Below are 16,259 nucleotides of genomic sequence, written 5' to 3' on the forward strand. Positions count from 1 at the left end.
CGTTCTCATGGGAATTATTGAAAGTTTTAAAATGGCGATCGATAGTATTTTAGCGAATAAAATGCGGTCGTTTTTGACTATGCTTGGAATCATTATCGGAATTGCAGCCGTTATCGCGATATTAGCTGTCGGCAATGGGGCAACCAGTCAGATCACTGGTACATTTAGTGATTTAGGTGCTTCTACGATATCTGTTTCCACTAGCCGAGATGCAACCGATAGTCAAAAAATCACGAGTAAGGATATCAGGGCATTAAAAGAGGGTATTCCACAAATCGATCATCTCTCTCCGGTTGTTTCGATTCAAGCAGTCGGAGCCGCAAATGACAAATCAAAAGCAACCTTAGTCATGGCAGGAACACCTGATTTGCAATACACGAATCAAGCAATGGATAAAGATATTATCTATGGTCGTTATTTCAATACAACGGAATACTCAGAAGCAAGTAAAGTAGCTGTAATAAGTGCTGATACGGCTCGTTACTTTTTCAACGGACGAGAAAATGTCATCGGTGAGAAAATCAACTTACGCGGGCAAAAAGGACAAATCAGTGCTCGAATCATCGGTGTGACTAAAAGTACCGTAGAAAAAATGGTGGGTTCCTTTGATGAAAAAGAAATGATGGGCTACATTTCAATTCCACTGACAACTGCAAATACTCTAAATCCAGATGCAACGAAAATCACGAGTTTAACTGTAATTGCCAAGTCTAAAGACGATATCGATGCCGTTTCTAAACAAATCGTAAATATCCTCTCTGTACGTCACAATACAGTTGGTGAAAAAGTCTATACTGCAACAAACTTTTTACAAGCACTCGATCAAGTAAATAATGTTTTAGGTTTGTTTATCAACTTTATTGCAGCTGTTGCTGCGATTGCTTTACTTGTCGGCGGTATCGGTGTGATGAATATCATGCTGGTTTCAGTCACTGAACGAACCAGAGAAATTGGAACAAGAAAAGCATTAGGTGCAACAGATAGTAACATCTTATTCCAGTTTTTAACAGAATCAGTTATTTTATGCTTGATTGGTGGACTGATTGGATTAACTTTAGGCGCAATTTTGGCGGTGACTGTCGCTAGCGCTTTAGATATTACTGCTCAGTTTACTTTAAGCTCGATTATTGCTGTCCTTATATTTTCAAGTGCTATTGGCATTTTCTTTGGTGTTTATCCAGCTAGAAAAGCAGCAAAACTTGATCCGATCGAAGCATTACGATACGAATAATTGTTCAATAGTGAAAAGATCAGGACGAGATTCAATTCTCTGTCCTGATCTTTTTTAGTTACACTTCTTTTTTCATCCCTGCTGTGATGAAGTTAAATAACTCCTCAGGAATTTGAAAATGGCCAAATCTCAAGCGTGATCGATACTCCTGCCACAAAGGAAAATCTGCAACTGCCTGTAGTGGCACGGATTGAATGTTTTTCAAAAAATCAATATCTTTTCTATCTGGAATAAAGCCTGGAGCCATTTCAAACGGATAGGCTTCTCCTGGCAAAATCTGTCCCAATGCAATGAACTCTTGGCAAGATTCTTTGGTTTTCAAACTTTGTTTGGGTGCATAATAAATCAGCCAATCACCCTCCTTCATCCGATTTAAAGGAGCTGATTTTCCGTGACATAATTGGCAAAAGCCACCAGCCACACCAAGTTCTACATGATCTTTAGAGGCAACGCCGATCCAATAATTCATACTATTCACCCCTTTTCATTTTTATAGATTAATGGTTTTTCTACTGCCCATACCTAAGATCATAATTGCCTGAGTGAAATGAATTTCATATAATTCTAGCATAGCTCCGGCTTGTTTGATATTTTCTTCATAACTTGGAATCTTTTGAATCCATTGGTCTGCGACATCAAAAACGGTTAAATGACTTTTTTTCACTTGAGCATAATGCACTCGAATATGATTGGTATTTGAAGTTGGAATCGTTGTAAAGGCAACATTCGAATTTTTTTGAAACTCGGTAATTTTTTCATTTCCTTTGAAAGTCGAAAAGAAGAGACATTTCTTATCCTCATCATAAAAAAAGCTGACGATTCTTACATTAGGTATTTCCTCAACACTTGTTGCTAGGGCGATCTCTGTTTGCTCACTCATTATTTTTTTAAAAGTTTCTGTTGTTTTCATAATCTTTTTACTCCTCATTTTTCATTTGTCTGACTGACAAGTTCAGTCTAACAAACAAACCCTGACAACTGATTGTCAGGGTTTGTTAAATTTTTTATTTATAATTTATTTAACGTCCAAGTAACGGTATCACCATCTTTTAGAAAGTATTCAACAGCTCCTACATCAGGTTGTTTACCGTTCACATCATACATCCAATATTTACTCGCTTTTGCATCTTGCAGGTGCCCATCGATCCCACTGATAAAATCTTTTGCCATTTCAATTTTATAGTTTGTCTCCATAGCAGTTTGTAATGATTCATCTTTTTTGACTTTCACTTCTTTTTTATCAAACTCTTTATCGTCTTCCTTCAAGATAATTGTGACTTTAAGCTGATCTTCGTTTGTTTTGGTTTGATCCTTTTCGTCTGTTGTTTTGCCACATGCTCCCAATAAGAAGAGTACCATAACGATCATGGCTGTTTTTATAATTTTTTTCATTTTTAGTTCCACCTTTAGTTAAATTATTTTATATTATATTTGATTAAAATTCGTTGAAGTTTTGTTTGAATTGATTTAAAAAGTAAACACAAGAAAAAAGCATTTGCAAAACAATATGAAATTGTATAGGGTACAGCAGTCAATAGTAACGCCAGATATCGCTGCCAAGAAAAATAGCGATCTATTGAGAAAACAGTCCACACGTCCATAAAGAAGGAAAAGAACAGGCCTGCAAAGATTCCATAAAGGGCTAAAAACCAGTAACTTTTCTTAAGAATTTTCTGTACCAAAGGCAAGCCAGCAACACAACCAATTAATCCCCAAGAAAACATTTGAAATGGTGTCCATGGTCCTTGACCAAATAATATATTCGACGTAATTGCAGACAATGAACCAACTAAAAATCCTACCTCAGAGCCTAAACAAATTCCTGAAATAATGATGATAGCTGTCATCGGTGTAATCGCTGGTATCATATAAAACAAAAATCTGCCCAAAACTGCAATAGCCGTCAATAATGCAATCAGGACTAATTCTTTGCTATTGATCTGCTTTTTTTCATAACGGTAATAGATTGGGACACAAGCACTGATTGCTAAAAACATAGAGATAATCTGATATTGACTAGTTTGAAATAGTAAAACACTCAAAATGCTTAAAATAAGGAGAAATAATAATTTTATTACGATCTTTTTCGTCTCTTCTCTATTCATCAGAAACCTCTTTTGCTACTTTATAAGCGTCAATAACTTGTTCCGTTGTAACTAAATCGTCAAAGAAGTCACGAGAGATTCGACTAGCTGCAGTCGTATAAAATGTATGCTGGCTAAAAAATTCTTTTGGTGTCGCTGTTGTCAATAAATTATTTTGAAAAAAGAGACCACAACGATCAGACAATTCTGCAGCAAAATCTAAATCATGCGTTACAACTAACATTGTTTTTCCTTGTTTTGCTAGTCCCTTCAGTAATAAAATCAACTGTTTTTTTCCGTAACTATCGATTCCCTTTGTCGGTTCATCCAATAATAAAATTTTCGCATCAACTAAAAGTAATTTACCAAGTGCCGCACGTTGACATTCTCCATTACTTAAATCTAGAGGATGTTGTCCTAGGATTTCGTTTAAATCAAGTCTATCAGCAACATTTTTTATCCGTTTTAATTGTTCTTGCTCGTTCATTTTTTGACTGTGTAAATAATACTCATAATCCTCAAATACAGAATCTTTGATAAAAAGCATTTGTGGTTCTTGCGGTAAATAGCCTATCACTTTCCGCATTTTTTTTATTGGTTGATTTAAAACAGAGATTTTCCCGCGATAACAATCATAGATTCCAGCAATCACTTTCAATAATGTGGTTTTTCCAGTTCCATTTCCTCCGACTAAAGAAAAAATTTCTCCCTCGTATACGTCAAAATCTACACCGGATAAAATATCGCGACTATTTTTTTCATAACGGAACCAAGCGTTTTTCAATTGAATACTTTTATTCTTTGATTGTTGATCAACGAAGGAGTGCTTTTCTTCTTTTGTCACCTTTTTAGAAGGAACATGCCTGGCCATAAACTGCTTGCCTTGAACGACAGTGATTGGACATTGCTCAGATAATCCACTTGCGAGATAAATTTGCGTCGCACTAGGCAGGCTGACAACAAAGCGACTATGATCGGTCCCATTTTTTTTGATTTTATTTGAAATATTTCTTGGATTATCAGCAAAGATTATTTGGCCTTCATTAAGAAGAACGACTTTATCTGACTGAGAAAAAACAGATTCTAAGCCATGCTCTGCTAATAAAATTGTTAAACCCATCTCTTTATTTAATCGTACAAGTATATCTAGAAATGTTTGTGAAGCAATCGGATCAAGCTGAGTTGTCGGCTCATCTAATATCAAAATATCTGGCCTCATAATTAAGACAGAAGCAAGATTGATCAGTTGCTTTTGCCCACCTGATAATTCACTTGTTTTATATTCAAGTAATTCTTGAATACCTAAAAAATTGGCCATTTCAGCAATTCGACTCTTAATTTCAGAAGCAGAAATGCCAATATTTTCCAGTCCAAAAGCCAATTCATGCCAAACTCTGTCTGTCACAATTTGATTTTCTGGATTTTGCATGACATAACCAATTTTACTTGTTGAAAAAAAATCTGGAAGATCAGTTATTAGTTCATTTTTCAAATAGATTTTTCCTGTCTGACTACCTGCTGGTGTCAATTGCGGCTTCAACATTTTTAACAATGTTGATTTTCCGCTGCCAGAAGCACCACAAATCAAAATAAACTCACCTTGATCAATTGATAATGTCACTTCCTTCAAAACTATTCGATTACTTCCAGCATATTGAAAACTCAAATTCTCGATTTTAAGATAGTCCATGCGATCACCTCTCTGACTCGATTGAATAACGGTAAAAATGCTAGAATGAAAACAACTAAATAATTTAGCCAGTATTGCTTTACTAATAAATAGGAATGATCATAATACGGATAATAATTAAACTGATAACGACCATTCACCATACCAACTATAAAAAAAATACCGGAGAGAAGAAATAGAATCAAAAGCAACATATCTGTTTTACTCAAGCGATAACTTAGTCGACTGCTTCTAGTCATAATTCCATAACCTCGTGCTTTCATTGAATCAGCAGTATCCATTGCATTTTCTAGTGACCAAGAAAATAATTGCCCAAACAAATCCAGTCCATAAAATGCTCGATCGCTAACGCGTTGTTTTGGCATCTGCTGAACGGTTGTTTGTACTTGATTTAACTCTTGATAATAGTTTTGAAGCAATGGTATAAAGCGAAAAACTAGTGCTAAAATCAATGTAGCTTTAGGGAATCGTTTACCAAAAAGATAAAAAAAATGTTCGGAATCAATTGCTGCTTGTAAATTTTGGAAACAATAAATCACCGTTGCAATCATCATTCCCATAAAAAAACCGTAGATAAATGCTTCCTTCGTAATCGGTTTGTTAAATAAAAAGAACAAAATCGTTGCTCCTCGGTGAACAAATAAAGGATTAGTTATCGTTATAATTGCTAAAAAAAATAAAGGATAAAACACCGATTTCTTTTTCTTTTCTTTCAAATGAACTAACTGAAGGAACAAACTCCCAAAGAAGCAAATACTTAGAATCACTGGATTTGTCGTACTCATTACTATCAAAAGCATTACGAAATAATAGCTAAAAAGGACTAATGGATGATATTCTTTAAAAAGGACTTTGTTCATATCAGACTTCCTCTCTCTACTAGTTATTCGTTATTGAACAATAAAAAAAATGTGACTGTTATCCTTTAAAAAAATACCATGAGTATCCTTAAACAACATTCACATTATATAAATCTAAATAACGAATGTCAACATTTCTTGACTATCCGCTAATCCATACCGATTTATTCATTTATTTTTACCACAAGAGATACTTTATCGCTATAATAAGATGAATGATTCGCTGACACTATACAAAGAAAGGAAGCACTCCAATGAAAACAGAACGCTTACTCGCAATCACGATGATTCTATTAGATAAAAAACAAATCAGTGCTTCTCAATTAGCTAAAACATTGGAAGTTTCTGTTCGGACGATTTACAGGGATATTCACTCTCTTAGTGAAGCAGGAATACCAGTTACCACTTTACCTGGCATAAATGGTGGGATACAAATTATGGATAATTACAAAATAGATAAAAATTTTTTCACCTCTTCTGACATTACATCTTTACTGATTGCTTTAGAAAGTTTGTCTCAAAATGTCTCTCCGATTCAAATCAACCAAACATTCGAGAAGATAAAAACACTTATTCCAGCAAATTTTTTAGAAGAAATTGAATTCAAATCAAACCAAATCGCCATCGACTTGACACCATGGACAAGCAATCATACACTACAGCCGTTTTTAGAAATTATCAAAACTGCTATGGATCAAAGCCGCTCATTATGCTTTGACTATGAAGATAACCATGGAAGAAAAACAAAACGGATCGTCGAACCTCATCGGCTAGTTTTAAAAGAAATCAGTTGGTATTTACAGGCTTATTGCCTAGAAAAAGAAGATTTTAGAACCTTTAAAATCTCAAGAATACAGAATTTAGCCTTTTCTTCTACTTTTGTTCCCCGAGAATTTAAAGCACAGCCATTAGGACATGAACCGTTCTATGGTAAAAAGTTTACGCTCACTACACTCAAAGTAACCAATAAAATCAGAGAACAACTGGTTGATAAATTTGGGCCATTACACTATTCTCCTTATAAGGATACTGAAAAATTGATAGTTTCATTTCCTTTTATGGAAGATGACTTTGGCTATAATTTACTTTTAAGTTTCGGCAATCAATGTGAATGTCTCGAACCACCTCACGTTAGAGCTGAATTAAAAAGTCGTATCGAAAATTTACTCGAACTCTATCAAAACAATTGAAAATGAAAGAGCCTTTCCGTTGGCGCTTAGAAAGCATCAATGGATAGGCTCTTTACTTTTATTTCTTTTTCTTACCGCCAAAAGCATCTTTCATTTTATCAAAGAAGCCTTCTTCTTGTTGTTCACTTACCGTTTGACCGCCGGCTTTCGCAAATGCGCGTAAAGCTTCTTTTTGTTCGTCGTTCAAGTTTTTCGGTGTAATGATTTTAACTTTCACATGCTGATCTCCATTAGCTCCACCACGTAAGCGCGGTGCGCCTTTACCACGTAAGCGGAAGTTTGTTTCTGTTTGAGTACCTGCAGGAATTTTTAATTTTACATCTCCATGAACAGTCGGTACTTTGACCTCATCTCCAAGTGCTGCTTGTACAAAGCTCAATGGTAAATCATAGTAGATTTCTGAACCTTCACGGTCAAAAATAGTACTATCTTCTACGCTGAATACAACATATAGATCACCGTATGGTCCACCATTCATACCAGCTTCTCCTTGATTTGCCAAACGCATTTGTTGTCCATCTTCTACGCCAGCTGGAACATTGACTTTTACTGTATGTGCTTTTTTCTCATGTCCAGTTCCGTGACAAGTTGGACAAGGGTCTTTGATTTCTTTACCTGTACCGTGACAAACATCACAGGTTTGGCGGCTCATTACACGACCAAGTGGTGTTTGACGTTCAACATTGATCGAACCAGAGCCATGACACTTGTGACACGTTTCAGGATGAGTACCAGGTTTAGCCCCGTTCCCACCACAGGTTTCACAGTTATCTTCTCGGTTATATTTAATTTCTTTTTCTACACCAAAAATAGCTTCTTCAAACTTAAGGTTGACTGTATATTGCAAATCTGACCCTTGTCTTGGAGCAGTTGGATCTACACTACGCGACCCACCACCAAAGAATGAATCAAAAATGTCTTCAAATCCACCAAAGCCGCTACTTGAAAACCCGCCTCCGCCAAAGCCGCTGAAACCACCAGCGCCTCCGCCGTAATTTGGATCAGTACCTGCATGACCATATTGATCATAAGCCGCTTTTTTCTGTGAATCACTTAAAACTTCGTATGCTTCAGAAACTTCTTTGAATTTTTCTTCTGCACCCGCTTCTTTATTGATATCTGGATGATATTGCTTAGAAAGCTTTCGGTAAGCTTTTTTTATTTCGTCATCTGAAGCACCTTTTGATAAGCCTAGGACTTCATAATAATCTCTTTTCGTAGCCATTAGTTCCCCTCCAACTATTATTCCATTTATTAAAAAAGGATCGACGCCAATTTATTTATATAAAAACATCGTTGTAATCATACCACAAATTATCCTACAAATAAAGATAGGCAAAGACCAAAGCGATGACTTTGGTCTTTGCCAGCTTATTAGCGATTATTTGTCGTCGCCGTCTACTTCTTCAAAGTCAGCATCTACAACATCATCTGCTCCACCTTGTGCAGCTTCTGGATTTTCTTGTGCTTGTTGTTGCGCTGCTTGTTCATAAAGTTTTACTGTTAAGTTTTGAACGATTTCGTTTAATGAATCACGTTTTTCTTTCATTTGTTCGATATCGTTTGCTTCAACAGCAGCTTTTAACTCATCACGAGCATCTTCGGCTTTTTTCACTTCGTCAGCGTCTACTTTGCCTTCTAATTCTTTCAATGTTTTATCAACAGTGAATAACAAAGCGTCAACGTCGTTACGTAAGTCAACTTCTTCTTTACGTGCTTTATCTGCTTCCGCATTTGATTCAGCATCTTTAACCATACGTTCGATTTCATCATCTGACAAACCTGATGAAGATTTGATTGTGATTGTTTGCTCTTTTTGTGTTCCTAAATCTTTCGCACGTACGTTTACAATACCATTTTTATCAATATCAAAACTTACTTCGATTTGAGGCACACCACGAGGAGCAGCTGGAATATCTGTTAATTGGAAACGACCTAATGTTTTGTTATCCGCTGCCATTGGACGTTCACCTTGTAATACGTGAATATCTACGGCTGGTTGATTATCAGCAGCTGTTGAGAATGTTTGAGATTTACTTGTTGGAATCGTAGTATTACGATCGATCAACTTAGTAAATACGCCACCCATTGTTTCAATCCCTAATGATAATGGTGTTACGTCTAATAATACAACGTCTTTCACATCACCTGTGATAACCCCACCTTGGATCGCAGCACCCATTGCGACTACTTCATCAGGGTTAACTGATTTGTTTGGTTCTTTGTTTGTTTCTTTACGAACAGCTTCTACAACCGCTGGAATACGAGTAGATCCACCTACTAAAATAACTTCATCGATTTCAGATGGGTTCAAGCCAGCATCTTTCAACGCTTGACGTACAGGTGTTTTTGTACGTTCAACTAAGTCACTCGTTAATTCATCAAATTTCGCACGAGTTAAGTTCATTTCTAAGTGCAATGGACCAGCATCTCCTGCTGTGATAAACGGTAAGCTGATTTGAGTTGAAGTAACGCCTGATAAATCTTTTTTCGCTTTTTCAGCAGCATCTTTCAAACGTTGAACGGCCATTTTATCTTTAGATAAATCAACACCATTTTCTTTTTTGAATTCTCCTACCATGTAATCGATGATTTTGTTATCAAAGTCATCTCCACCAAGTTCATTGTCACCGGCTGTTGATAATACGTCGAATACGCCATCACCTAATTCAAGGATCGATACGTCAAATGTACCACCACCAAGGTCAAATACTAAAACTTTTTCGTCTTTATCTGTTTTGTCTAAACCATAAGCTAATGCCGCAGCAGTTGGTTCGTTCACGATACGTTCCACTTCTAAACCAGCGATTTTACCTGCGTCTTTTGTTGCTTGACGTTGTGCATCGTTGAAGTAAGCTGGTACTGTAATAACTGCTTTATCAACTTTTTCACCTAGATAATCTTCTGCGAAGCCTTTTAAATATTGTAAGATCATTGCAGAAACTTCTTGTGGTGTATAAGATTTGCCATCTGCTTCTACTTTATAGCCCGCTTCACCCATGTGACGTTTGATTGAGGCAATTGTATGTGGGTTCGTTACAGCTTGACGTTTTGCAACTTCACCAACTTGAATTTCTCCATTTTTGAATGATACGACTGAAGGTGTTGTACGGTTACCTTCTGGATTTGCAATGATTTTTGCTTCTCCACCTTCTAATACTGCAACTGCTGAGTTTGTTGTTCCTAAGTCAATACCAATAATTTTACTCATAATTAATGATCTCCTATCTTCTATTTTAATTTTTTTCAATTTATATTATACAAACATTTTTTTGCTGTTACTGTGCAACAACAACCATGCTTGCTCGTAAAACGCGGTCATGTAATTTATAGCCTTTTTGTAACACTTCAACGATTGTATCCGCAGGTACTTCGTCACTTGCTGGAATCGTTTGAACTGCCTGATGTAAATTAGGATCGAACACTTCACCCATTGTCGGGATCTCTTCGATGCCTTCTTCTTTCAAAGCAGCTTGTAAACTTTCAAGAACCATTGAGATTCCTTTTTTCAAGCTCGTACCTTGCTCATCGTCAACTTCTATCGCCATCGCACGTTCTAAATTATCGATAGACGGCAATAATTTTTTACCTAAATCTTGTGAACGATAACGAACAAGTAATTCACGCTCGTTTTTAAACCGATTGCTCATGTTGGCAATCTCAGCGCGTGCTCTTAGAAACTTATCTTCCATTTCTGACAATTCAGCGTTCGCACTTTCTAATTCTGTCATTTCTATTTCTGTTTCAGAAACACCTGAATCATCGATAGCTTCCATGTGTTCTTCTTTTAATTCTTCATTTGTTTCTTCTTTATTACTCACTCTAGCAACTTCCCTTCTCATTTCCGTAGAATTAGTAGAATTCTATATTTTCAACTTTGTACTTATTGATCCAAAAACCGATAATAAGCACCAAGTTTTGAAGCTAATTCATGGCGGAAAACATCCACCAAACCAAACATTTTTGAATAAGGCATACTTGTGGGGCCTAACAAGGCGATAGTCCCTTTGCCATGACCCGAGACTTCATAGGTTGCTGTAATCATGCTCATATGATCAAGTAAATCATTTCCTATTTCTGAACCGATTCGAATCGCTATTTGTGTATCGGCTTCTTCATCAGCTGTCAGTAAATGAGTAATTTCATTCGTATTTTTCATAAAAGAATAAACAGATTTTAGTTGTTCGATGTTCTTTTCTACACCGAAGTCTAATAGATTCATACGACCACTGACGAAAACTTTTTCTTCAAACGCGTGTCCTAACATTGCATCAAATAGATTCATCATGCCATCTGGTGTTTGAAAATAACGATGTAAAATCATTGGGATTTCCGTACGTAGACGATGATAAACTGTCAGTAACGGTTGTCCTACCAATTTGTCATTGATTATTTGGGTCATCTTTTCCAAATCCTGACTTGATACAGATGACGGAATCGCAAATACTTGGTTTTCTACGTTGCCTTTATCTGTTACGATAATCGCGATGATTTGACGCTCATTTAATGGAACGATTCGGAAACCAGTCAATCTTCGTTCTTTCACTTCAGGTCCTAACGAAAAAGCAGTATAGCTTGTTAGGTCAGAAAGGATCTCAGCAGATTGTTCAATGATATCATTGATTTCATGAAACTCTTTACCAAAGGAATGGCGAATCGCTTCTAATTCATCATGTTCAACTTCCGCTGGACTTAACAAATGGTCCACATAATAGCGATAACCATCCATTGAAGGAATTCTACCAGAAGACGAATGTGTCTTCGCTAGCAATCCGTGTTCTTCTAAAGCTTTCATATCGTTACGAATTGTCGCAGAACTCGATTGAATGCCTTCTTCCATTAATTTTTTGGAACCTACAGGATTTCCTGTATTTGTGTATTCTTGGATGATAAGTCGCAAAATATTCTTTTGTCTTTCCGTTATCATAGTTACCACCCTTCATTAGCACTCATGTTGTTCAAGTGCTAATACAATTATTAATATAGCAAGTTCTCACAAAATTGTCAAGAGAAAAACAAACTTTTTTAGCACTCTTTATCATCGAGTGCTAAAAAAATAAAAAAGAAAGAAATCAGAGCCATTTAAACTCTAGTTTCATTCCTTTTTATTTTCCTATTCTTTATCTATGAGAAATGCTTCAAACACATCATTTCCTACGAAAAGTCCTTGTTCAGTGAGTTGAATATGATCCTCATTCTCCAATAGCAACCCTTTTTGGACCAACTCTGGAATCGTTTCTTTGTATACATGATCCAATGGTAAACCAAATTTCTCTTGGAAACGCGATTTTGATACGCCTCTCATTTTTCTCAAACCTAGAAAAAGTTCTTCTTCCATTTGATTATTTAATGTCAATAATTCTGTTTCAACAGTAGGCAATTGATTTTCCCTTAATGGTTTTAAATAGTGTTGTATGGGACCATGATTACGATAACGAGTATGGCCTAGATAGCCACTGGCTCCAGCTCCAAAACCATAGTAATGGTCATTATTCCAATAGACCAAATTGTGCTGGCTTTCTTGACCTTTTAAAGCAAAGTTACTTACTTCATATTGATGACGTCCTGCTTTTTCCATCGCAAGGATCGTTTCTTCAAACATTTGCGCTTCAACTTCCTGATCAGGTAATTGTAAGCGACCTTGACGTACCCAATTCATAAACATTGTTTTATTTTCTAAAATCAGTGAATACAATGAATAATGAGGTAAATCAAGCTCGATTGCTCGTCTTAAAGTGTCTCTAAATCCTTCTAATGTTTGGCCAGGTAATGCATAAATCAAATCAATGCTTACATTCAAGAAGTCTTCCTTCTCTAAAAATTTCATTGTATCATAGACATCTTTAGCCGTATGTTTGCGACCAATTTTTTTCAAAAGCTGATCATCAAATGTTTGAACGCCCATTGATAAACGGTTGACTCCATACTCTTTCATCACCTGTAATTTATCTTGTGTTAAGTCACCCGGGTTTGCTTCCACTGTGAATTCATTTCCAGCTTCTATCGGCAAAAGTTCACGTACGCCTTTTAACAACACAGCCAATTGATTAGCCGATAAAGACGTTGGGGTTCCACCACCTATATAGATTGTTTTGGTATCTTTGCTTGGATATTGCTCTTTTGTCAAACGAATTTCGGTCAAAAGACTTTGGATATACTCATCTACTGGCTGACCTTCTAAAAAAACTTTATTGAAATCACAATAATAACAGATGTGTTCACAAAAAGGGATATGTATATATGCTGAAATGCTCGTTGTATCATTTTTCACTGTTTTTATTCCTCCAATTTGAAAGTCCTCTACTCTATTATATCTGTATATAAAAGACCCACTTCATCTTACCATATTCAATCATATAATGTTCTAATTTGATTCAATAAATTCACTATTTAATGTACAAAAAAAAGACACCTTGGTTCATTCCTAGAATCCAAAGTGTCCTAAAATTTCCGATTAAAGTAACTCTTGATATTTTTTCATATATATTTTTTTGATTACCGTTACTAAAAGTAAATACGCAATGATCGTTGGTATTAAATAGAAAAAGTAATTTCCTGGTAAAGGTGCAAATCCAATCGTTGCGCCTAAATTGGTAAATGGTAAAATTGTACCGCCTAAAATTCCAATTGAAGTGACCAGTGTCAATATACCTGATGCTCTACTTTGAAGGAACGGGATCTTTGGTGTTCTTAAAACGTGAAGCACCAACATTTGTGACCATAAAGATTCAATGAACCAACCTGCATGGAAAATCGCAATAAACAATAATTGCTTATCTGCTGTTAATGAGAAAAAGCTGCCACCCAAAATTGTTGGACAAATTATGAAATACATAAATAGATAAGTGACAATATCAAAAATAGAACTGGTCGGTCCAAACCATCTCATGAAAGAACCAATTGATTTTGCTTCCCATTTTTTTGGTTTTTCCACATATTCTGCATCGACATTATCCCAAGGTACAGACATACATGATGTATCATAAATTAAGTTTAAGAAAAGAGATTGAATCGGCGCAACTGGTAAAAAAGGTAAGAAGATGCTTGCTGGAATAACAGAAAATACATTACCAAAATTGGAGCTTGCAGTCATTTTGATATATTTCATGGTATTTCTAAATACTCTACGACCTGATATAATTCCTTGCTCTAAAACCATCAAATCCTTTTGTAATAAAATAACATCTGCCGATTCTTTTGCAATATCAACGGCCGTATCTACAGAAATGCCTACATCTGATACTTTCATGGCTCCAGCATCATTAATACCATCTCCCATAAATCCAACTGTTTGATCATTTTTTTTCAACGCTTTTACGATTTTTGTTTTTTGGTCTGGCGTTACTTTCGTAAAGATATTGTATTCATTAACGATTTTTTCTAATTCAACTTCAGATAACTTACCTATTGCTGAACCACTGATCATTTTTTCAGTTTCCAGACCAACCTCTTTACAGACTGAACGTGTGACTAATTCATTATCTCCAGTTAAAATTTTTACAGAAACACCATTGTTTTTCAATGCCTTGATTGCCGCTGCCGCTGTTTCTTTTGGAGGGTCTAAGAATGCTAAATATCCTTGTAAAACCAACTCTTTCTCGTCTTCTACAGAATAATCATCTAGTTGATTATTGACTTTTTTATCAGCAATGGCCAATACTCGTAAGCCATCTTCATTTAATTCTTTGACTGTTTTTAGTACTTGTTTTTTTATCTCTTGCGTGAGTGGAATAATATTTCCCTGCTGGTTAATGTAAGAGCATGCTTGCAGCATCTCTTCTACTGCTCCTTTGGTGATTAATAGGCTTCGATTGGATCTTCTATCTTTAACAACCACACTCATTCTTCTACGATTAAAATCAAAAGGAATTTCGTCTATTTTAAAATAATCTTCTTCGTCAATGGATAATTCTTTCGATGCTGCTTCAATAATCGCTTTATCAATCAAATTTCGTAAACCTGTCTGAAAGAAACTATTCAAAAACGCAGAATGCAATATTTCATGATCTTCTTGACATGAAGTGTTGTAATGGTACTCAAGAATGACCTTATCTTGCGTTAGTGTGCCCGTCTTATCCGTACACAGAATATCCATAGCGCCAAAGTTTTGAATCGCATTGACGTTTTTCATGATCGTTCCTTCTTTGGCCATATCTCTAGAGCCTTTGACTAAATTTGTGGTAACGATCATCGGCAGCATTTCTGGAGTAAGCCCTACAGCAGTTGCGATCGCAAACATCAGTGCTTCACTCCAATTGCCTTTGGTTATTCCGTTTATCAAAAATACTGCTGGCGTGATGACCATCATAAAGCGGATCAATAACCAGGTGGTTTTATTTACGCCTATTTCAAAACTCGTTTTTTTATCATCATCTGCTACATCTTGTGCTATTTTTCCAAATAATGTATCATCGCCCACACGAACAACTACACCAATCCCGCTACCACTCACAACATTGCTCCCTAAAAATAGTAGGTTTTCAAAATCCGTTTGACTGTTCCTTGTGGACACGACATTTTTAACTTTCTTTTCAACTGGAAAACTTTCTCCTGTCATTGCAGATTGAGAAACAAACAAATCCTTGGCATGGATCAAACGGAGGTCTGCTGGAATCATGTCGCCAGCTGAGAGCTTCACTAAATCACCACAAACAACTTCATCCATCGGGATTTCCATTTCTTTGTTTTCTCTAGTAACAGTTGCAGTAATCTGAATCATATTTTGCAGTTTGCTGACCGCATTACTCGATTTTACTGATTGGACTAATGTCATCGTGCCACTTAATAACACCATGATCAACATGATAAAGACACCCACAAGATCTTTTTCACTTGGTTCCGCGTAAACATATTCAGTAAAAAACGAGATAGTTGCAAGTATCATCAATACTACAGTGAACGGAGTGACATAAGATTTTATCACCGTATAAACCAATGATTTCTTTTTATCATCAGTGATTTTGTTTACACCAAATTGCTCCTTTGAGCGTTTTATTTCTCTAGCTTTTAAACCTTCCCACGAGGATGAAAAATTTTCCAGTACTTTATCAATCGATAGATTAGCTAATTTCTGATACGCTTTTTCATGAATCATGTTCTTCATTTCTTTTTGCATCTAGATTATCCTCTTTTCTTTTAGTTGAGTTTCGCTTTATCGAACTATCTTCCGATATGATAACCACATCCTTTCCACACAAAAAGAGC

General features: G+C 36.0%; 14 protein-coding genes. 2 read left to right on the plus strand and 12 right to left on the minus strand.

What is annotated here, in order from left to right:
• Positions 1-7 precede the first annotated feature (7 nt).
• On the plus strand, positions 8-1,231 hold the full coding sequence (locus AC4BC4_RS09440; RefSeq protein WP_490475508.1) for an ABC transporter permease: 1,224 nt from the start codon (positions 8-10) through the stop codon (positions 1,229-1,231).
• Between the two features lie 58 nt (positions 1,232-1,289).
• Here AC4BC4_RS09440 and AC4BC4_RS09445 read toward each other — a convergent pair whose 3' ends face one another.
• The 6 genes from AC4BC4_RS09445 to AC4BC4_RS09470 form a co-directional block, all read right to left on the minus strand.
• Positions 1,290-1,700 carry an EVE domain-containing protein gene (locus AC4BC4_RS09445; protein ID WP_490475509.1) on the minus strand — a complete coding sequence of 137 codons (411 nt, stop codon included), beginning with the start codon at positions 1,698-1,700 and terminating at the stop codon, positions 1,290-1,292.
• Positions 1,701-1,721: 21 nt separating this feature from the next.
• Positions 1,722-2,141 carry a pyridoxamine 5'-phosphate oxidase family protein gene (locus AC4BC4_RS09450; RefSeq protein WP_490475510.1) on the minus strand — a complete coding sequence of 140 codons (420 nt, stop codon included), beginning with the start codon at positions 2,139-2,141 and terminating at the stop codon, positions 1,722-1,724.
• A 98-nt stretch (positions 2,142-2,239) separates the two neighbouring features.
• Positions 2,240-2,623 carry a DUF4430 domain-containing protein gene (locus AC4BC4_RS09455; RefSeq protein WP_490475511.1) on the minus strand — a complete coding sequence of 128 codons (384 nt, stop codon included), beginning with the start codon at positions 2,621-2,623 and terminating at the stop codon, positions 2,240-2,242.
• Positions 2,624-2,646: 23 nt separating this feature from the next.
• A complete protein-coding gene (locus tag AC4BC4_RS09460; protein ID WP_490475512.1) occupies positions 2,647-3,336 on the minus strand; it encodes an ECF transporter S component in 690 nt (229 codons plus the stop codon).
• Positions 3,329-5,005 carry an ABC transporter ATP-binding protein gene (locus AC4BC4_RS09465; RefSeq protein ID WP_490475513.1) on the minus strand — a complete coding sequence of 559 codons (1,677 nt, stop codon included), beginning with the start codon at positions 5,003-5,005 and terminating at the stop codon, positions 3,329-3,331. The genes AC4BC4_RS09460 and AC4BC4_RS09465 overlap by 8 nt, the downstream gene beginning before the upstream one ends.
• Positions 4,978-5,865, minus strand: coding sequence for an energy-coupling factor transporter transmembrane component T (locus AC4BC4_RS09470; RefSeq protein WP_490475514.1), 888 nt, complete (start codon positions 5,863-5,865; stop codon positions 4,978-4,980). The genes AC4BC4_RS09465 and AC4BC4_RS09470 overlap by 28 nt, the downstream gene beginning before the upstream one ends.
• A gap of 254 nt (positions 5,866-6,119) precedes the next feature.
• On the opposite strand from AC4BC4_RS09470, the gene AC4BC4_RS09475 reads away from it, so the two are divergent.
• Positions 6,120-7,055 carry a helix-turn-helix transcriptional regulator gene (locus AC4BC4_RS09475; protein WP_490475515.1) on the plus strand — a complete coding sequence of 312 codons (936 nt, stop codon included), beginning with the start codon at positions 6,120-6,122 and terminating at the stop codon, positions 7,053-7,055.
• A 58-nt stretch (positions 7,056-7,113) separates the two neighbouring features.
• On the opposite strand, the gene dnaJ is transcribed toward AC4BC4_RS09475, so the two are convergent.
• The 6 genes from dnaJ to mgtA all read right to left on the minus strand — a co-directional run bounded on the left by dnaJ (position 7,114) and on the right by mgtA (position 16,170).
• Positions 7,114-8,280, minus strand: coding sequence for a molecular chaperone DnaJ (dnaJ, locus tag AC4BC4_RS09480; protein WP_490475516.1), 1,167 nt, complete (start codon positions 8,278-8,280; stop codon positions 7,114-7,116).
• A 156-nt stretch (positions 8,281-8,436) separates the two neighbouring features.
• The gene (gene dnaK, locus AC4BC4_RS09485) at positions 8,437-10,266 is read right to left on the minus strand and encodes a molecular chaperone DnaK (RefSeq protein WP_490475517.1); all 1,830 of its coding nucleotides are present in this window, start codon (positions 10,264-10,266) and stop codon (positions 8,437-8,439) included.
• 67 nt (positions 10,267-10,333) lie between these two features.
• Positions 10,334-10,897 (minus strand): nucleotide exchange factor GrpE, encoded by a 564-nt coding sequence (gene grpE, locus AC4BC4_RS09490; protein WP_490475518.1) that lies wholly within the window; start codon positions 10,895-10,897, stop codon positions 10,334-10,336.
• A 41-nt stretch (positions 10,898-10,938) separates the two neighbouring features.
• Complete coding sequence (gene hrcA, locus AC4BC4_RS09495; protein ID WP_438756551.1) at positions 10,939-11,982, minus strand: heat-inducible transcriptional repressor HrcA; 1,044 nt, start codon at positions 11,980-11,982, stop codon at positions 10,939-10,941.
• Positions 11,983-12,168: 186 nt separating this feature from the next.
• The gene (gene hemW / locus AC4BC4_RS09500; protein ID WP_490475519.1) at positions 12,169-13,326 is read right to left on the minus strand and encodes a radical SAM family heme chaperone HemW; all 1,158 of its coding nucleotides are present in this window, start codon (positions 13,324-13,326) and stop codon (positions 12,169-12,171) included.
• 183 nt (positions 13,327-13,509) lie between these two features.
• Positions 13,510-16,170: a magnesium-translocating P-type ATPase gene (gene mgtA, locus AC4BC4_RS09505; protein WP_490475520.1), complete on the minus strand. Its 2,661-nt coding sequence runs from the start codon at positions 16,168-16,170 to the stop codon at positions 13,510-13,512.
• Positions 16,171-16,259: the final 89 nt, after the last annotated feature.

The sequence above is a fragment of the Enterococcus sp. AMC1086 genome, from assembly GCF_058216575.1.